This window comes from Pseudomonas sp. FBCC-B1565 (genome assembly GCF_059133265.1).
Map to the genome: position 1 here is coordinate 3,282,911 of NZ_CP101438.1, position 17,515 is coordinate 3,300,425.

Consider the following 17,515-nt stretch of genomic DNA (forward strand, 5'->3'; position numbering starts at 1 on the left):
GAACATGGGCATTTGTGCTAACAGAACAGTGATTATCACCGGCGCCGGTGGCGGTCTGGGCCGTGCTTATGCGTTGGCCTTCGCCGCCGAAGGCGCGAATGTGGTGGTCAACGACATTCGTCGTGAGGCTGCCGAGGCGGTGGTGGCCGATATTATTGCCGCCGGTGGACAGGCACTCGCCAACGATGACGACATCACCCGTATCGACCACGCTCAAGCGATCGTCGAGAAGGCCGTTGCACATTTCGGTGAGGTGCATGTACTGGTCAATAATGCCGGCAATCTGCGCGACCGGATGTTTGTCAGCCTGAGCGAAGATGATTGGGACGAGGTCATGCGCGTTCATCTCAAAGGCCACTTTTGCCTGGCCAATACCTTGGCCAAACGCTGGCGTGACAAGGCCAAGGCGGGCGTGCCGGTCGACGCACGGATTATCAACACCAGCTCCGGTGCCGGGCTGCAAGGTTCGGTCGGACAATCCAATTACGCCACTGCCAAGGCCGGCATTTGTGCACTGACACTGGTGCAGTCGGCCGAGCTTATCCGCTACGGCATCACCGCTAATGCGTTGGCGCCGGCAGCGCGTACGAGCATGACCGAGTCGGCCATGCCTGACGTGGTGAAAAAGCCCAGTGACGACAGCTTTGATTTCTGGGACCCGGCCAACGTCGCACCGCTGGTGGTCTGGCTGGGCAGTGAACAGTCCGGGCACATCAACGGGCGGGTCTTCGAGGCTTCCGGTGGCAAGCTGTCGCTGGCCGACGGCTGGCGCCTTGGTCCACAGCGCGATAAAGCGGCGCGCTGGCTGCCGACTGAAATCGCAGTGGTCGTCGATGCATTGGTCGCTGAAGCGGTACCTCCACAAAAGGTGTATGGGACATGAGTGCGGGTATGGATTTTGTCCTCAACGACGACCAGAAGATGATCGCCGAGGCCGCCGAAAGCTTCATGGCCGAGGCCTGCCCATCGTCTTCGGTGCGTGAGGCCATGGAAAGCCCGACTGGCTACAACCCTGCGCTTTGGAAGCAGATTGCCGAAGACATGGGGTGGTGCGCCACCCATATTCCTGAAAACCAGGGCGGACTGGGTTTGTCATGGGTCGAGTTGACCCTGATTTTCGAGCAAATGGGCCGGCGTCTGCTGCCATCGCCGTTTTTCGCCACGGTGGGCCTGGCTGCGACGACATTGCTTGAAGCGGTGGACGAATCCACGCGTGCCCCTTATCTGGAGAAAATTGCCGTCGGGCAGTTGCGGGCGACCGTGGCGTTGGCAGGCAATGGCTTATCCTGGTGTGCTGAATCGCCGGGTGCCACGGCTCAAGCCTGCGCTGAGGGCTATCGTCTGCAAGGGCGCTTTCGCCACGTTCCTGACGGCGCCAGCGCCGAGGTTTTTTTACTGCCGGCGCGCCTGGAAACCGGCCAGTTGGCGTTGTTCGCCGTCGCTGCCGATCTCCAGGGAATCGACCGGCGCGAACACGTCGGTATCGATCTGACGCGACGCGTGGCTGAGGTGGTTTTGACTGACGTTACGGTTGGAGGCGCCTGCAAACTCGCCGCTGGCCCACAACTTGATGACCGCTTGCAACGTGCACAGGCTCTGGCAACGCTGGCGCTCGCCGCCGAGCAATTGGGTGGGGCGCAACAATGCCTGGACTTGACGCTGGCCTATGCCGCTGAACGGGTGCAGTTTGGGCGCCCGATCAATGCGTTCCAGGCCGTCAAACACCGCTGTGCTGAAATGATGGTGAAGATCGAGGCAACGCGTTCTGCCGTCGGTGGTTGTGCTCGCGTTGCAGCCACTGTGCCGGCGACGGCCGAGTTGCTGCGCGAGGCGGCCTGCGTCAAGAGCTTCGCCAGCGAGACCTTCTATTTCTGCGCTCAAGAAGCGATTCAGTTGCATGGCGGTGTGGGATTCACTTGGGAATACGATCCGCAACTGTATTTCAAACGTGCCCAGGCCAGTGCTCATTGGTTTGGCAATGTCGACGCGTCCCGTGAAGCCATTGCCAACTGGCTGATCGCGGGTGGCGAAACCGATCGGGAAATGCCTGAAGAGGCGGCTGAAGCGGTAGCCTTTCGCGCAGAGATATCGCAATGGATGGGTGAACATCTGACGGGCCGCTTTGCCTGCCTGAAGCATCGCGGAGGCGCCGGAGACGAGGATGCCTATCCAGAGTTGCGCAAGGAATGGGAGCAGGAACTCGCCAAAGGCGGTTGGACCTGTGTCGGCTGGCCAAAGGAATACGGCGGCCGTGGTCTCAGTGTGGCGCAGCAGATTATATTCCACGAGGAATATGCTCGTGCAGGTGGTCCGGGCAATATCGGTCATCTGGGTGAAACGTTGCTCGGTCCCACCGTCATTGCCTATGGCAGCGAAGCTCAGAAACAACAGTTTCTACCAGGAATCGTGGCAGGCACCGAGTATTGGTGCCAAGGGTATTCCGAACCCAGTGCCGGCTCGGATCTGGCCAATGTCCAGACCCGTGCACGCCTTGACCCGGTGACCGGCGAGTGGGTGTTGCACGGTCAAAAAGTCTGGACTTCTCTGGCGCACGAGTCGCAGTGGATTTTCGTCGTGGCCCGCTGTGAACCTGAATCTCGAGGGCATCACGGGCTGATCTTTTTGCTGGTCAAGCTGGTCCAACCGGGCGTCGAGGTTCGCGGGATCAAACAGATTACCGGCACCTGCGAGTTCAACGAAGTGTTTTTCGATGGTGCGCGCTGTCCGGCACAGAATGTCATCGGTCAACCCGGTGAGGGCTGGAAGATCGCCATGGCCTTGCTTGGGTTTGAGCGTGGGCTGTCCTGGATCGGCATGCAGATGCATTTTGCCCATCAGCTCGAGCTGGTGTGCAAGGCCGCGCGGGATACCGCAAGCGTCAATAACCCGCTGATCCGTGCCCGTATCGGGCAAGCCTGGATGGGCCTCAAGGTGATGCACTACAACACCTTGCGCACGCTCAGTGGCGGAGATGACGGCAGCCTTTCCCGTGAGGGCTACATCATCAAGTATTACTGGTCCAACTGGCACCGCGATCTGGGCAAGCTGGCCATGGATGCGCTCGGTATCGAAGGCGATATCTATCTTGATGATTTCTCTCGAACCCGTTTGCAACAGGTGTTCCTGTTCAGTCGCTCGGACACCATCGTCGCGGGCACCAACGAGATTCAGCTCAATATTATTGCCGAACGTGCCTTGGGTATGCCCAAAGAAGCACGGCCGACGCGCTAGCTCATCAGGAGTCTCGCATGATTAATGTTCCTGCCTATGTTCCCGGCCATGGCCTGCTTAAGGGCAAGTCGGCGCTGGTCACGGCCGCTGCTGGCGGCGGTATTGGCTACTCCACTGCGCAACGATTTGCCGAAGAAGGTGTGCGCGCGTTGATGCTATCTGACGTACACCCGCGTCGTCTTGAAGAGGCGGTAGCCCGCTTGCGTGAAGAAACCGGGCTCGACGCGATTTACGGCCAGGTCTGCGATGTGACCCAGGAAGAGCAAGTCCAGGCCTTGGTTGCCGAGGCTGAGTCGCGCCTAGGCGGCACCGATATTCTGTTCAATAACGCAGGTCTGGGCGGGCAAAAGCGCATCATTGAAATGAGCGATGATGAATGGCTGCGGGTCATCGATGTGTCGCTCAACGGTACGTTCCGCATGACCCGCGCGATGCTTAAGGTCATGCAACCACGTGGCCATGGTGCAATCATCAACAACGCCTCGGTGCTGGGCTGGCGCGCTCAGAAAGAGCAGGCGCACTATGCGGCGGCCAAGGCCGGGGTCATGGCCCTGACGCGCTGCAGTGCGCTGGAAGCGGCCGAATACGGTATTCGCATCAATGCAATATCGCCGAGCATTGCCATGCATGCGTTCCTGAAAAAGACAGCCGATGAAAAGCTGCTTTCAGCGCTATCCGCCAACGAAGCGTTTGGGCGCCCTGCGGAAGTCTGGGAAATGGCGAATATTGCAGTGTTCCTGGCCAGTGAATATGCCTCCTATCTCGTGGGAGAGGTCATTTCTGCCAGTAGTCAGCGGGCATGAGGGCGGGCGCATGGTAAACATTTACAACAATGCCGAAGAAGTGCTGGCAGCTGTGGGCACGTCCCTGGGGGTGACCGAGTGGCTGAGTATCGATCAGGCTCGGATAACGGGGTTCGCCGAGGCGACCAATGATCATCAATGGATTCATGTTGATCCCGAACGGGCCAGGGAGGGACCGTTTGGTACAACCATTGCGCATGGGTATTTAACGTTGGCTTTGGCCGGCAGCTACTTCCTCTCGCAACTGATCGACGTGCGAATGCGCATGGGGGTCAATTACGGTACCGACCGTGTCCGCTTTCCTGCACCCGTGCCCGTCGGGGCAGCTATTCGGGGAAGAGGAGAGGTCATCAAGGCAGAGGTCGTGCAAGGTGGCGTACAGGCAACTGTACGGGTCACGGTGGAGATTCAAGGGGCTGAGCGACCTGCCTGCATCGTCGACACAATCAGTCGTTACTACTTTGATTGACCCTGGGGGAAGCACTCATGCTCGACAAAAAGCAAATGACGGCCATTTTTCAACGCTATGTCGACGGGTTTGAGCGCGCGGATGCGGAGTCGGTTATCGCATTGTTCGCCGATGATGCCAGTATCGAAGATCCGGTTGGATCGGTGGCCGTTGTGGGTAAACCAGCCATCGCCGATTTCTATAACAAAGCAATGTCCGCGAAAACCATTCTGAAAGTTCAGGGGCCGATACGGGGCGCTCCACAGGCTAACGCTTTGGCCATTGTGCTGGAGACGTGGGCACCTACCGCCAGGGGGCTTGAGGTCTACTCGAGAATCGACGTGTTTCGCTTCAACGACTCGGAAAAAATAATTTCACGAGCGTCTTTTTACGGGCCTGATGATTTTTTGCTGGTCACGCCCGGTTAGTTCTACTGATACCGTATTGCCCCTGCATTGGGAGGCACACTTCTTTTAAAGGTTTGAATGCCGTGGATGCGACTGACTATTTTGAAATCCAGAACCTGATTTATGAATATGCGGCGCGCCTGGATCAGGGGGATCTTGATGGTGTTGGCAGGTTGTTCGCGCAGGCTGATGTTCATCTTCCAGGACGCAGTGCTCCGGTGAGCAACAACCCCAAGCTGTTATCCGAGCTGTTCAGGGATTTTGTTCGCCTGTATGACGGCAGACCGCGTACCCGGCATATGATGAGCAACGTGCAGATCCGTCCCAACGGCCCGAATCGGGCAATGGCCCATGTCTATGTGATGGTCTTTCAACAAACCACGCAATTGCCCCTGCAGCCGATCATTGGCGGTGACTACATTGATCGGTTCGAAAAAATTGATAACGTCTGGCGTTTTTCCGAGCGGATAATCGCAAATGATTTGTACGGGGACCTGAGTGCCCATGGAAAGTACGCGTATGCTCCAGGCGGAGCATGACGCCTAGGGCGACTACTCCGGATGGACGATGCAGAGGTGGGCTCTGCACGGCACATTCCAGTAAGCCTTCGATGCAGTGATCCGTGACTGCTCGGCGATGCTTAATCAGGAGGAGTCATGAATCAGCAGTCAACAATAATAAACAATGAATCTGCTACGCAAAGCGCTCGTCGGCAACCGCCGCTGGACCTGCGCTCCCCCGACTCGGGAGGGCGTCGGGTCTGGGGCGGTTTGGCCATGGCTCTTCTGGTTGCTATCGGCACGGTTGTCTCCTTTTTACCTCGGCCGAGCCCACATTTCCCTGCGACCACGGTCCAGCCGCAGCGCATGCTGATCAACAGTGCCATTCAAGTTGATGGGCAAATGGTTGCAGCCGGGGAGTTGGGGCATCTTTTCTTCAGTGTGGGCGCAGGCAAGAGCTGGCAGGACGCTAACGTCGAGCCGCAACGTGGTTCGACCCTGACAAGAGTTTTCTTTGCTAACCCGGCACTCGGTTTTGCCGTCGGTCATGACAACTGGATTTTGCGTACCGAGGATGGTGGCAAGAGTTGGCACGAGGCCAACTTCATGGGTGAAACCTCAGAAGTATTGCTTGATATCTGGGGGCCAGCGCAGGGGCCGTTTTTCGCTATAGGCAGTTTTGGCAGTTTTCTCACTTCGACAGATCAGGGAAAGTCCTGGACGCCGCGCGATACGGGGCTGGGTGACCGGCATTTGTATGCACTTTCCGGCGCCGGCGAGACTCATCTGATGCTGGTAGGCGAGAGTGGGTTGGTCGCCAGGTCTGCTGATCAGGGCGCGACCTGGACCCGCTTGCCAGAGTTTTACAAAGGTTCGTTTTTCGGTTTGGTCGCGCTGTCGCCAGATACCTGGCTGGTGTATGGCATGCGTGGCAAGGTTTACCGCACTCAGGATTTCGGTGTGACCTGGAAAGAGATCAATTCGGGCACTACCGCGGCGCTTTACGGCGGAACCCAGACTCGGGAAGGCAACGTTGTGCTGGTGGGTGAGGGCGGTGTGGTCACTGTCTCGCAAGATCACGGCCAGACCTTTAAACGCACGCACGCCGGGGGTGGGCAAAGCCTTTCAAGCGTCAGTGAAGCGACTGACGCAAGACTGATATTCGTCGGTCCGGCGGGTATTACGCAGCAGGCACAACAGCCTGTGCAACGCAAAGCCGTCGAATGAGGAACGTGTCGTGAATAACAAAAAATCCATCTTCGTCGAGCGTTGCGCTGATCTATTGATGGCGCACCGCCGTTGGCTGTTCATCCTGTTCGTGCTGCTGACATTGGTTTTTGCCGGTACAGCCACACGCATCAAGCTGGACCCGGGTTTCTATAAAATGATCCCGCTGCAACATCCCTATATGCAGACCTTCGTCGACTACCTGAAGGTGTTTCCTGGGGCTAATCGGGTATTGGTCAATCTGCGCTGGAAAGGCGAAGGAGACATCTACAACAAGGAATTTCTGCAAGCCTTGCGGGAAGCAACCGATGAAGTGTTTTTCATTCCCGGCGTGGACCGCACCAGGGTCTCTTCGCTATTCACCCCGGACACCCGCTTTATCGAAGTGACGGAAGAGGGCTTTTACGGTGATGTGGTGGTTCCGTCGCGGTTTGGCGGAACCGACGAGGATCTTGCCGTGGTTCGGCGCAACGTGGCACGTTCTGGTGTCATTGGGCGTCTGGTGCAGATCGATTTGAAGGGGGCCCTGATTCGCGCCGATCTGCAGGAGCTCAATCCGCAAACCGGCGAGAAGGTCGATTACGAAAAAGTGGCGGCCGCATTGGAGAAGGTTCGAGCCAAATTCAGTAGCGATCAGCTTGAAGTCAATATCATCGGTTTTCCAGTATTGATCGGTGAGATTATCAACGGTTTGGTTGGGGTGATTGCGTTTTTTGGGATTGCATTCGCGATCACTGCAATCTTGCTGTTTTTCTATTGCCGCTCCTTTCGCCTGACCTTGCTGACCCTGGTGGTAGCACTGTTGCCTGTCATCTGGCTGTTGGGTTTGTTGCCGCTGCTGGGTTATGGCATCGACCCGTTGTCTATTCTCGTGCCGTTTTTGATTTTCTCCATCGGCGTTTCCCACGCGGTGCAGATGACCAATGCCTGGAAGCAGGCGGTGCTGGGCGGTGCCGACTCATTGTCAGCCGCGCATTCGGCGTTTCGTCGGCTGTTTATTCCCGGGGCGTTGGCCTTGCTGACCAACGCACTGGGCTTCGCGGTGATCATGCGCATTCAGATCGATAGCGTGCGCGAGCTGGGCATTACCGCGTGCCTGGGCGTTCTATTGATGATCATCACCAACAAAATGATGTTGCCGATACTGCTTTCCAGAATGCGTCTGGAGAGTTCTGCCCGCAACATCAAGACCGACCCGGTCGGTCGTCATCCTGTCTGGTGGAAACTGTCGGCGGTGACGCGGCCAGGTCCGGCCATGGCTGTCTTCGTGGTTTGGCTGGCGCTGTTGGTGGTGGGCACGCTGGAGTCGCGCCATCTTACGGTGGGCGATATCGGTAGCGGCGCCCCAGAGCTGCGGGCCGACTCACGTTATAACCAGGATAACGAGGCCATCGTCAGCCACTATGCCATTGGCGTCGATGTACTGACGGTAGTGGTCGAAGCCAAGGGGTTCGAGGGGGATGCCTGCCTGTATTACTCGGTGATGAATAACGTCGATCGTTTTGAAATGTTCTTACGGGGCGTCTACGGTGTGCAATCAGTGGTCAGCGTGCCAGACCTGGCCAAGGTCGGTATCGCAGCCAACAACGAAGGTAACCCGCGTTGGGCGGCGCTACCGCGTAGCAGTCAGGCATTGCAACAGGGGTCTGCGGCCTATAACCCTGACCTGGGTTTGAATACGGACAGTTGCACGGCGATGCAAGTGTTGATCTACACCAAAGATCACCAGGGCGTGACGCTTGATCACCTGACCAAGGAGATCAAACGCTACATCGCCGAGCAGCCGACCGAGGGGGTTGAGTTTCGCGTCGATCAGTCGTTCCGGCTGGCCGGTGGCAACGCCGGCGTAATGGCTGCCACCAACGAAGCGGTGGAGCAGGCCGAAGTGACCATGCTGGCTTCAATCTTCGGTGCGATCACACTGCTTTGTCTATTGACCTTTCGTTCCTGGAAGGCGGTGCTGTGCATCATCATGCCGCTGGCGATTGTATCGATTCTCTGCAATGCGCTGATGGCGCAGCTGGGAATCGGCCTGAAAGTCGCAACGCTGCCGGTCATCGCGCTGGGTGTCGGGGTAGGCGTGGATTACGGGATCTATCTCTACGAGTGCATCAAGCATCATCTCGACGAAGGGGATGACTTGCGCTCTGCCTTTTATGAAGCAATGCGTCAGCGGGGAACGGCTGCGGTGTTCACTGCCGTGACGATGTCGGTCGGTGTCGGCACCTGGGCGTTCTCCGCACTGAAGTTTCAGGCTGACATGGGCATTTTGCTGGCCTTCATGTTCCTGGTGAACATGTTCGGCGCGGTACTTTTACTGCCGGCATTTGCCAGTTGGCTGAACGTCGGAAGCAAGGCTGAAACCAAACTTAACGCTCCGGTCTCCGCCAAGTAAAACACACTTTTCTGGTAGCACAGCGCATCGACAACTTTGTTGTCGATGCGCCCTTGTGCCCTCTATTTAACATTCAGTCGAGGACGTTATGCATATCGCAATACCGAGGGAGACATTCGCCGGTGAAACGCGGGTGGCTGCCACCCCGGAAACCATCAAGAAGCTGATCGGCCAAGGCCATAAGGTCACGGTACAAAGCGGGGCCGGCATCCAGGCCAGCATCGTCGACAGTGCCTATGAAACAGCAGGCGCGACCATTGGCAGCGCCAACGATGCGTTTGGCGCCGAGCTTATTCTCAAGGTGGTTGCCCCCAGCGACAGCGAACTTGCGCTGATCAAAAGCGGCACCGTGCTGGTGGGCATGCTCAATCCGTTCAGCAATGAAACCATTACCAAGCTCGCCGAACATGGCATCACTGCTTTTGCGCTTGAAGCCGCGCCACGCACTTCGCGGGCCCAGAGTCTCGACGTGCTGTCGTCCCAGGCCAACATCGCCGGTTATAAAGCCGTGCTGCTTGCCGCTCATCACTATCCGCGTTTCATGCCCATGCTTATGACCGCCGCAGGTACGGTGAAAGCCGCCCGCGTGCTGATTCTCGGCGCCGGCGTTGCCGGCCTGCAGGCCATCGCAACAGCGAAACGTCTGGGTGCGGTGATCGAAGCGTCTGACGTACGCCCAGCGGTTAAAGAACAGATCGAGTCCCTCGGCGCCAAGTTCGTCGATGTGCCTTACGAAACCGACGAAGAGCGCGAGTGCGCCGTCGGCGTCGGCGGTTACGCACGCCCGATGCCCTCCAGCTGGATGCAGCGCCAGGCCCTGGCCGTGCACGAACGCGCCAGGCAGGCCGACATCGTGATCACGACAGCCCTGATCCCCGGCCGCAAGGCGCCAATCTTGCTCAGCGCCGACACCGTCGCACAGATGAAGCCAGGCTCAGTGGTCATCGACCTTGCCGCCGCGCAAGGCGGCAACTGCCCGTTGACCGTCGCCGACCAGGTGGTAGTGGAAAATGGCGTGATCATTTGCGGCCCGACCAACCTCGCCGGCGCTGTCGCCGCCGATGCCTCGGCCCTGTACGCGCGAAACCTGCTGGACTTCCTGAAGCTGGTCTTCAACAAGGAAGGGCAGTTTGAAATCAACCTCGAAGACGACATCGTCGCCGCGTGCCTGATGTGCCGCGACGGCCAAGTCATTCGCAAAAACGCCTAAACAGGGATTCAGACGATGGAAGAGCTTATCTCCCCCAGTATCTACAACCTGATCATCTTTGTGCTGGCGATTTATGTCGGTTACCACGTGGTCTGGAACGTCACACCTGCATTGCACACACCGCTGATGGCCGTGACCAACGCGATTTCCGCGATCGTGATAGTCGGCGCCATGCTCGCCGCAGCGCTCACCGTGACCCCACTGGGCAAGACCATGGGCACCCTGGCGGTCGCCTTGGCGGCAGTCAACGTGTTCGGCGGTTTCCTGGTGACGCGCCGCATGCTTGAGATGTTCAAGAAGAAAGCCCCGAAAGTAAAAGAAGAGGCGCCGAAGTAATGAGCATGAATCTCGTGACGACGCTCTACCTGATTGCGTCGATCTGCTTTATCCAGGCTCTGAAGGGCCTGTCACACCCGACCACGTCGGGGCGCGGCAACCTGTTCGGCATGCTCGGCATGGCGCTGGCGGTGCTCACTACCGTCGGCCTCATCTATAAACTCGGCGCCGAGCTTGCCACGGCCGGGATCGGCTACGTGATTGTCGGCCTGCTGGTCGGTGGCACCGCCGGTTCGATCATGGCCAAGCGCGTCGAGATGACCAAGATGCCGGAGCTGGTGGCGTTCATGCACAGCATGATCGGCCTGGCAGCCGTGTTCATCGCGATCGCCGCAGTGGTCGAGCCGCAATCCCTGGGCATCGTCAAACACCTGGGCGATGCGATTCCGGCCGGTAACCGCCTGGAACTGTTCCTCGGTGCGGCCATCGGCGCAATCACATTCTCCGGTTCGGTGATCGCGTTCGGCAAGCTGTCGGGCAAGTACAAGTTCCGTCTATTCCAGGGCGCACCGGTACAGTTCAGCGGCCAGCACAAGCTGAACCTGGTGTTCGGCCTGCTGACACTGGGCCTGGGCCTGGCCTTTATGTTCACCGGTAACCTCACGGCCTTCGCGCTGATGCTGGCCCTGGCCTTCGTGCTGGGCGTGCTGATCATCATCCCGATTGGCGGCGCGGACATGCCGGTGGTGGTGTCGATGCTCAACAGTTACTCCGGCTGGGCAGCAGCAGGTATCGGCTTCTCGCTGAACAACTCGATGCTGATCATCGCCGGCTCGCTGGTGGGCTCCAGCGGCGCGATCCTCTCGTACATCATGTGCAAGGCGATGAACCGTTCCTTCTTTAATGTACTGCTCGGTGGTTTCGGCAATGCGCCGGATGCCGGTGCCGCGACGGGCTCCAAAGAAGCACGCCCGGTCAAATCCGGTTCGGCCGACGATGCGACCTTCCTGCTGACCAACGCCGACACCGTGATCATCGTTCCAGGCTACGGCCTGGCAGTCGCTCGGGCGCAACACGCGCTCAAGGAACTGACCGAGAAGCTCACCCACCGCGGTGTCACCGTGAAGTATGCGATCCACCCGGTTGCAGGCCGTATGCCTGGGCACATGAACGTGCTGCTCGCCGAGGCCGAAGTGCCTTACGACCAGGTGTTCGAGATGGAAGACATCAACTCCGAGTTCGGCCAGGCCGACGTGGTGCTGGTGCTGGGCGCGAACGACGTGGTCAACCCGGCCGCCAAGAACGACCCGAACTCGCCGATTGCCGGCATGCCAATCCTCGAAGCGTTCAAGGCCAAGACCATCATCGTCAACAAGCGCTCGATGGCCAGCGGTTATGCCGGCCTGGATAACGAGCTGTTCTACCTGGACAAGACCATGATGGTCTTCGGCGACGCCAAGAAAGTCATCGAAGACATGGTCAAAGCCGTCGAATAAGGTCCTCTACGAGAGCATTAGCCGCCCGCTGGCGCAATACCGGTCGGGCTGGCTAGTACCTGGTAAAAAACCTTTACGCGGCTAATCCATACCTTCAACTCGGCCGAGTTGACTACTCCAGTCAGACGATGCGCGAAAGATTTAACGCTATCCATACTGGGCGCAACTTCTGAGCGACGAACCCACAAAGCGGTTGCGACGCTACAGGTAGAGCCCAGCGATATGGAGAAAGACCATGAAGTTTTCGTTAATTTATGAAGCACAAACCACAGATTCTTCGCGCGAAGGTGACCGGAAGGTTTTTGACGATACCGTCGAGCAAGTAGTGCTGGCCGATAAGCTCGGTTTTGATGTGGTATGGGCGGTAGAACACACAGCGCTGAGCAACTATTCGCATTCGAGCGCACCGGAAACGTTGCTGGCATTTCTCGCCGGCAAGACTGAGCGAATCGGGATTGGTCATGGTGTAGTGTGCTTGCCTCCGGCGATGAACCACCCGGTAAAAATCGCTGAACGTATTTCTACGCTCGATCTGTTATCCAAAGGTCGAGTGCATTTCGGTATGGGTAAAGGCGGTACGCAGCAAGAAGCGGGTACCTTTGGTTATGACCTGGCCAAGCTGCAACCGCAAATCGACGAAATGATGTACCTGATCCCGAAGATGTTTGTTCAGGACGAGATCGAACATGACGGCGAATTCGTGAAAATTCCACGACGCCCCATCCATCCAAAACCTTACCAATTCCCGCATCCTCCGATGTATATGGCCTGCACTAATGCGACCAGTCTGGCGACTGCGGGAGGGCGTGGCCTTGGCGCGCTTGTTCTCGGGTTTGGCGGTCCCGATGAGGTCGCGAAAAAGAACGCAACCTATCGAGAAGCATTTGCCAACCGCAAGGCTGAAGATCAAGTAGGCTTTCGTCCGACCGAGCATTTGGCCGCCCTTTGCCCGGCGATCGTCATGCAGGACGGACAGGCAGCCCGCAAGATTGGGATACGGGGGCAGCGCTATTTCCTTGAGTCTCTGGCTCACTGGTACACGGGTGGGGAGAAGCCTGATCCATCGAAGTGGGATGAGGATGTGACTACCACGGGAAGCGGGCAAACTGTACTCAATACGTCGTGGGGATCTGAAAAAGTATCGGTGGACTTCAGTGATCCGTCACTGGAGTTGCTCAACCCCAATCATGCGTATGGCACGGTGGCTGACTGTATCGGTTATGTTCAACGGCTCGTGGATGCAGGCGCGGATGAAATTCTGTTTATTTGCCAGATGGGGACGATTCCGCAGGAGGCTCAACTGGAGACCATTCGTAATATTGGCGAGCATGTCATCCCTTATTTTCGCAATGCATTGGTCAAAGGCCGGGAAACCGTTGCAGAGGCCTGAGTAAAGGCGTTTAGACGTTGCTCCGACGAGAGCAACGTTGCTTTTTGAGATGGTTTTTTGAGCGTCGCGCGGATAAATTTAAGGTATTTCCCTCCCTCGTCCAAATGAAGGATGTGAGGGGGGGGGGGCAAAGCAATAGTAACGGCACCTGCTGATAAGAAAGCGCTGAACGTCCGGAGGACAGGTCGGAGTGCATCACTACACAGGGGCTTTGTCAGCATTGAAAAATCGCTGACAAGCGTTCCAGGGCGAAAAATAAATTCAATACTGTCCCGGAGGCGAAACTCAAATGAACGCTAGAGATTGCAAGGCGAACGCTGGCAGCGCGAGGCTGCGTTTGAAGCTGAATATGGTGACCTGTGCCTTTGTCGCCATGGGCGTGTCCTCGGCCCATGCGGGGAACTTCCAATTGGGTGACGGCATCAATGTCGACTACCTCGCCACCTTCAATTATGGCTTGAATGTCCGTGCTGAAAAACAATCGAATGACCTGATCAATAACAACATCAACGGCGATGACGGTGATCGCAATTTCAAGCGAGGGAGCATCGTCAACAATCGCATCAGTGCCATCGGTGAAGTGAACATTTCCAAGGATGGCACCGGTGTCATGTTACGTGGCTCGACCTTTTACGATTTCGCTTACAACACCTCGAACGATAACAACTCGCCAGGCACGATCAACAAGTTTGGTCCAGTAGACCACTTTTCATCTCAAGCCGAGGATCGCAGCGGATCGCGTAGTCGCCTCCTTGATGCTTATGCCTACACGGGCGGCGCAGTAGGTGATAGTAGTTTCTACGATCTGCGAGTCGGTAATCAGGTCGTTGCGTGGGGTGAGAGTCTGTTTATCTCCGGTATCTCTGCGGTGCAGGGACCGGTGGATGCGACGAAATCCAACGTGCCAGGAACCGAAGTCAAGGAAATACTGCTCCCGGAAAGCCAAATCGCCGGTACCTTCTCCTTCAATGACTGGACGTTGCTCAGCTATTACCAATTCAAGAGCCACCCGTACGAACTGTCGCCAGTGGGGGATTACTTTTCCACCACCGATGTAGTGGGGGCTGGTGCACGCTACCTTCGATTCTCGGAAGGTGACCTGGCCAGCGTTGGCAAGCTCGCGCGAACCGGCGATGAGGATGCACGCGACAGCGGGCAGTGGGGCCTTGGCATGCGCTACATGCTGACACCGAACACCCAGGTCGGCGTTTACCGGCTGCGTTATCACGACCGACTGCCAAGTGTTCTGGTTAACCCGATTGCTGGCACCTATACCGTCAAATACTTTGAAGACATTGACCTGACAGGGGCGAGTATCTCCACCCGTATCGGTGATTGGCAGGTGTCGGGCGAGGTCAGTTACAAGGATGGCTTGCCGCTCGCCAGCACGACAGTCGGCGTTTCTCGTGGCTCTGCCAGTCAAGCGCAGATCTCGACAATCAGGACCTGGGGCGCTAGCTGGCTTGCGCCGCAGACTGCCTTGGCTGCGGAAGTCGGAGTTTTGCATGTCAATGACATAGATCAGGGCAAGCTGGTGGGTGATCGTAACGCTCAGATGGGGCAAATGACGGTGACGATGACATACCCGGACGTTTTCAGTGGCTGGGACATGTCGGTGCCTGTCAGCTATGGCCGTCAGTTCAATCAGTCTTCAGTCGGGACCTTCGGGTTTGGCGGCGACGGTGATTCGCGAGCCAGCGTCGGCGCCAAGTTCAAGTATTTGAGCAACCTGGAAGTCGGGTTGACCTACAACGCTTTCCTCGGTTCACCAGACCCGGTGAAACGGCCTCTGGCCGATAGAGACTTCGTCTCCATCAACGTCAAATACGACCTGTAACAAGACAAGGACAGGAGATTTACGATGACGATTAATGTTCTTCGTACCGTAGTGGTCGCCGTTGGTTTGAGTTTTGCGGTGGCACATCCGGCCTGGGCAAAAGTGTCCGCCGATGAGGCCGCCAAGTTGAAGGGCGAGCTGACGTGTGTCGGAGCCGAGAAACAAGGCAATGCCGATGGATCGATTCCAGCTTTTTCCGGTAAATGGTTGGGGGTTCCTCCACAACTCAAGTTCCCTGGAACGGGCCACTACTGGCCGGATCCGTACGCGGATGAAAAACCACAGTTCATCATTACTGCGCAGAACATGGCCCAGTATGTCGACAACCTGACGGCTGGCCAGCAAGCGTTGCTGAAAAAATACCCGGATACCTTCAAGATCCCGGTCTATGCCAGTCATCGTGATTTCCGTTATCCGGATTGGGTGTGTGCAACAGCTGAAAAGAATGCGACGCAAGCAGAAATGGTCGACAACGGTGAGGGTTTCATCGCGACCACCGGAGCGCCTCCGTTCCCGATTCCAAAAACCGGGCTGGAACTGTTCTGGAACTTCAACAACACCTCCTTGCAACCCTGGACTGAGGCCTCGGTCCAGCAGCAAGCCGTCGTTTATCCCGACGGTAATACCGCATGGGGCGAGGTGGATATGCGCTGTCTCTCCCCGCGAGGAGAGCCGACTGTTCGAAGAAGCACTGACTCCAATGAGGAACCTTATGGAGGCGTGAACTCCTGGTGCTTCGTCAAAACCCTTCTTCCGCAGCGTGATAAAGGCTCAGTGTTGGTGGCGGGCGACTACTTCAACTATGCCAAGCGCCCTCGGGATGCTTATCAATACAACCCTGGGACGCGCCGTGTGCGCCAGCTGCCTTCTTTCGGTTTCGACATGCCGCAAGGGCCTGGTGGCTTCCGTACGGTGGATGACGACCATTTGTTCAACGGATCGCCAGAGCGGTATGACTGGAAAATCGCGGGAAAGCGTGAAATCTACACGCCCTGGAACAGTTATCGTATCCACCAAAGCGATGTGACCACCGACGAGTTGCTCAAAAATAAAGGCCATATCAATACCGATAAAATGCGCTTTGAGAAGCATCGAGTGTGGGTGCTGGAAGGCACGCTCAAGCCCGGTTTCAGGCATCAGTATGCCAAGCGCGTGATTTACATCGACGAGGACACGTGGTCGGGCGTTATGGCGGACGAGTATGACAGCCGCGGCCAACTCTGGCGTACGGTGCTGACCAACTGGCTATACGCTTATGAGATCCAGGGCTACTACTACGGCGTAGTCGGGCACCATGACCTGATCTCCGGTGCCTATCTGGTCGACCGCATGACCATGGGCCGTGGTGCGCCAAAACTCAACGAAGGGGGAATGACTCCAGCCATGTTTACGCCTGAGGCGGCTGCTCGTGCCGGTCGTTAACGACCGTTCACCGAACAGTTAATACGAGAATGCCCCGGCCGGTCCGGGGCATTTTCATAACGGGAGCGTCATCAGTGATAAATCGTATCGACTGGCAGGACCTGACCTTCGATTATCGTGGTCGACATGTATTAGTGACAGGCGGAACCAGTGGTATCGGTGCCGTGATCGCTGCGGCTTACCAGAGTGCGGGTGCACAAGTATGTGTGACCGGAACGCGTACGGCGGCAGCCGATTATCCAGAAGATCTGAGCGGTTACCGCTATCTGCCACTCAATATGCTTGATAACGAGCAAATAGAAAATGTCGCATGTGCTTTGCCGCAACTCGACATCCTGGTGCATTGCGCGGGTGCTGCGTTGTCGGGTGGGGGCGGCAGTGAGTTCGATCCCGAAGCGTTTGAGCGCGCCGTGCAGATCAATCTGTCGAGCTTCTATCGCATTGCGTTGGCGCTGCATCCGAAGCTGGCAGGCAGTGCGCTGCCGGGAGGTGCGAGCGTGATCAGCATTGCCTCAATGACATCGTTCTTTGGCAACCCGGCCGTCCCTGGCTATGGCGCGGCCAAGGCCGGTCTGGTGCAACTGAGCAAAACACTGGCCATTGCGTGGGCCGGGCAGGGGATCCGAGTCAATGCCGTGGCGGCGGGCCTGACCGAGACTCGCATGACGTCGAAGCACATCGCCAATCATCAAGCGCTTGAGCCGTTCATTGAGCGTACACCGCTCAAGCGGGTCGCCCAGCCGGTAGACATCACCGGTGCGGTTCTCTTTTTAACCAGCTCCGCTGCTGCATTTATCACTGGGCAAACGCTCCCGGTCGACGGCGGATATTCGGTGGTGGGATAGATCATCCAATGATTCTTAGGAGCTAGTC

15 protein-coding genes and 1 pseudogene are annotated in these 17,515 nt (G+C 57.3%); all 16 read left to right on the top strand.

Going from position 1 to position 17,515, the window contains the following annotated elements:
- Window positions 1-4: 4 nt before the first annotated feature.
- The 16 genes and pseudogenes from NL123_RS15495 (at window position 5) to NL123_RS15570 (ending at window position 17,487) form a co-directional block, all read left to right on the top strand.
- Window positions 5-883 (top strand): SDR family oxidoreductase, encoded by an 879-nt coding sequence (locus NL123_RS15495; RefSeq protein ID WP_494358220.1) that lies wholly within the window; start codon window positions 5-7, stop codon window positions 881-883.
- Between the two features lie 65 nt (window positions 884-948).
- Window positions 949-1,956 (top strand): annotated as a pseudogene (locus NL123_RS15500) (acyl-CoA dehydrogenase family protein); the annotation flags it as partial.
- Between the two features lie 87 nt (window positions 1,957-2,043).
- Complete coding sequence (locus tag NL123_RS15505; RefSeq protein WP_494358310.1) at window positions 2,044-3,231, top strand: acyl-CoA dehydrogenase family protein; 1,188 nt, start codon at window positions 2,044-2,046, stop codon at window positions 3,229-3,231.
- Between the two features lie 17 nt (window positions 3,232-3,248).
- The gene (locus NL123_RS15510; protein ID WP_494358221.1) at window positions 3,249-4,034 is read left to right on the top strand and encodes an SDR family oxidoreductase; all 786 of its coding nucleotides are present in this window, start codon (window positions 3,249-3,251) and stop codon (window positions 4,032-4,034) included.
- Between the two features lie 10 nt (window positions 4,035-4,044).
- On the top strand, window positions 4,045-4,503 hold the full coding sequence (locus tag NL123_RS15515; protein ID WP_494358222.1) for a MaoC family dehydratase: 459 nt from the start codon (window positions 4,045-4,047) through the stop codon (window positions 4,501-4,503).
- Between the two features lie 17 nt (window positions 4,504-4,520).
- Window positions 4,521-4,910: a nuclear transport factor 2 family protein gene (locus NL123_RS15520; RefSeq protein ID WP_494358223.1), complete on the top strand. Its 390-nt coding sequence runs from the start codon at window positions 4,521-4,523 to the stop codon at window positions 4,908-4,910.
- A 62-nt stretch (window positions 4,911-4,972) separates the two neighbouring features.
- The gene (locus tag NL123_RS15525) at window positions 4,973-5,428 is read left to right on the top strand and encodes a nuclear transport factor 2 family protein (protein ID WP_494358224.1); all 456 of its coding nucleotides are present in this window, start codon (window positions 4,973-4,975) and stop codon (window positions 5,426-5,428) included.
- Between the two features lie 117 nt (window positions 5,429-5,545).
- Window positions 5,546-6,616 (top strand): WD40/YVTN/BNR-like repeat-containing protein, encoded by a 1,071-nt coding sequence (locus tag NL123_RS15530; protein ID WP_494358225.1) that lies wholly within the window; start codon window positions 5,546-5,548, stop codon window positions 6,614-6,616.
- A 58-nt stretch (window positions 6,617-6,674) separates the two neighbouring features.
- The gene (locus tag NL123_RS15535) at window positions 6,675-9,011 is read left to right on the top strand and encodes an efflux RND transporter permease subunit (protein ID WP_494358311.1); all 2,337 of its coding nucleotides are present in this window, start codon (window positions 6,675-6,677) and stop codon (window positions 9,009-9,011) included.
- Between the two features lie 88 nt (window positions 9,012-9,099).
- Window positions 9,100-10,221: a Re/Si-specific NAD(P)(+) transhydrogenase subunit alpha gene (locus NL123_RS15540; RefSeq protein ID WP_494358226.1), complete on the top strand. Its 1,122-nt coding sequence runs from the start codon at window positions 9,100-9,102 to the stop codon at window positions 10,219-10,221.
- A gap of 15 nt (window positions 10,222-10,236) precedes the next feature.
- Window positions 10,237-10,557 carry an NAD(P) transhydrogenase subunit alpha part 2 gene (locus NL123_RS15545; RefSeq protein ID WP_494358227.1) on the top strand — a complete coding sequence of 107 codons (321 nt, stop codon included), beginning with the start codon at window positions 10,237-10,239 and terminating at the stop codon, window positions 10,555-10,557.
- Window positions 10,557-11,993 carry an NAD(P)(+) transhydrogenase (Re/Si-specific) subunit beta gene (locus tag NL123_RS15550; RefSeq protein WP_494358228.1) on the top strand — a complete coding sequence of 479 codons (1,437 nt, stop codon included), beginning with the start codon at window positions 10,557-10,559 and terminating at the stop codon, window positions 11,991-11,993. The genes NL123_RS15545 and NL123_RS15550 overlap by 1 nt, the downstream gene beginning before the upstream one ends.
- Before the next feature lie 235 nt (window positions 11,994-12,228).
- Window positions 12,229-13,383, top strand: a complete 1,155-nt coding sequence (locus NL123_RS15555) for an LLM class flavin-dependent oxidoreductase (RefSeq protein ID WP_494358229.1) — start codon at window positions 12,229-12,231, stop codon at window positions 13,381-13,383.
- 289 nt (window positions 13,384-13,672) lie between these two features.
- On the top strand, window positions 13,673-15,220 hold the full coding sequence (locus NL123_RS15560) for a DUF1302 domain-containing protein (RefSeq protein WP_494358230.1): 1,548 nt from the start codon (window positions 13,673-13,675) through the stop codon (window positions 15,218-15,220).
- A gap of 24 nt (window positions 15,221-15,244) precedes the next feature.
- The gene (locus tag NL123_RS15565) at window positions 15,245-16,642 is read left to right on the top strand and encodes a DUF1329 domain-containing protein (protein WP_494358231.1); all 1,398 of its coding nucleotides are present in this window, start codon (window positions 15,245-15,247) and stop codon (window positions 16,640-16,642) included.
- A gap of 74 nt (window positions 16,643-16,716) precedes the next feature.
- Window positions 16,717-17,487 (top strand): SDR family NAD(P)-dependent oxidoreductase, encoded by a 771-nt coding sequence (locus tag NL123_RS15570; protein ID WP_494358232.1) that lies wholly within the window; start codon window positions 16,717-16,719, stop codon window positions 17,485-17,487.
- The last annotated feature ends 28 nt before the right edge of the window (window positions 17,488-17,515 follow it).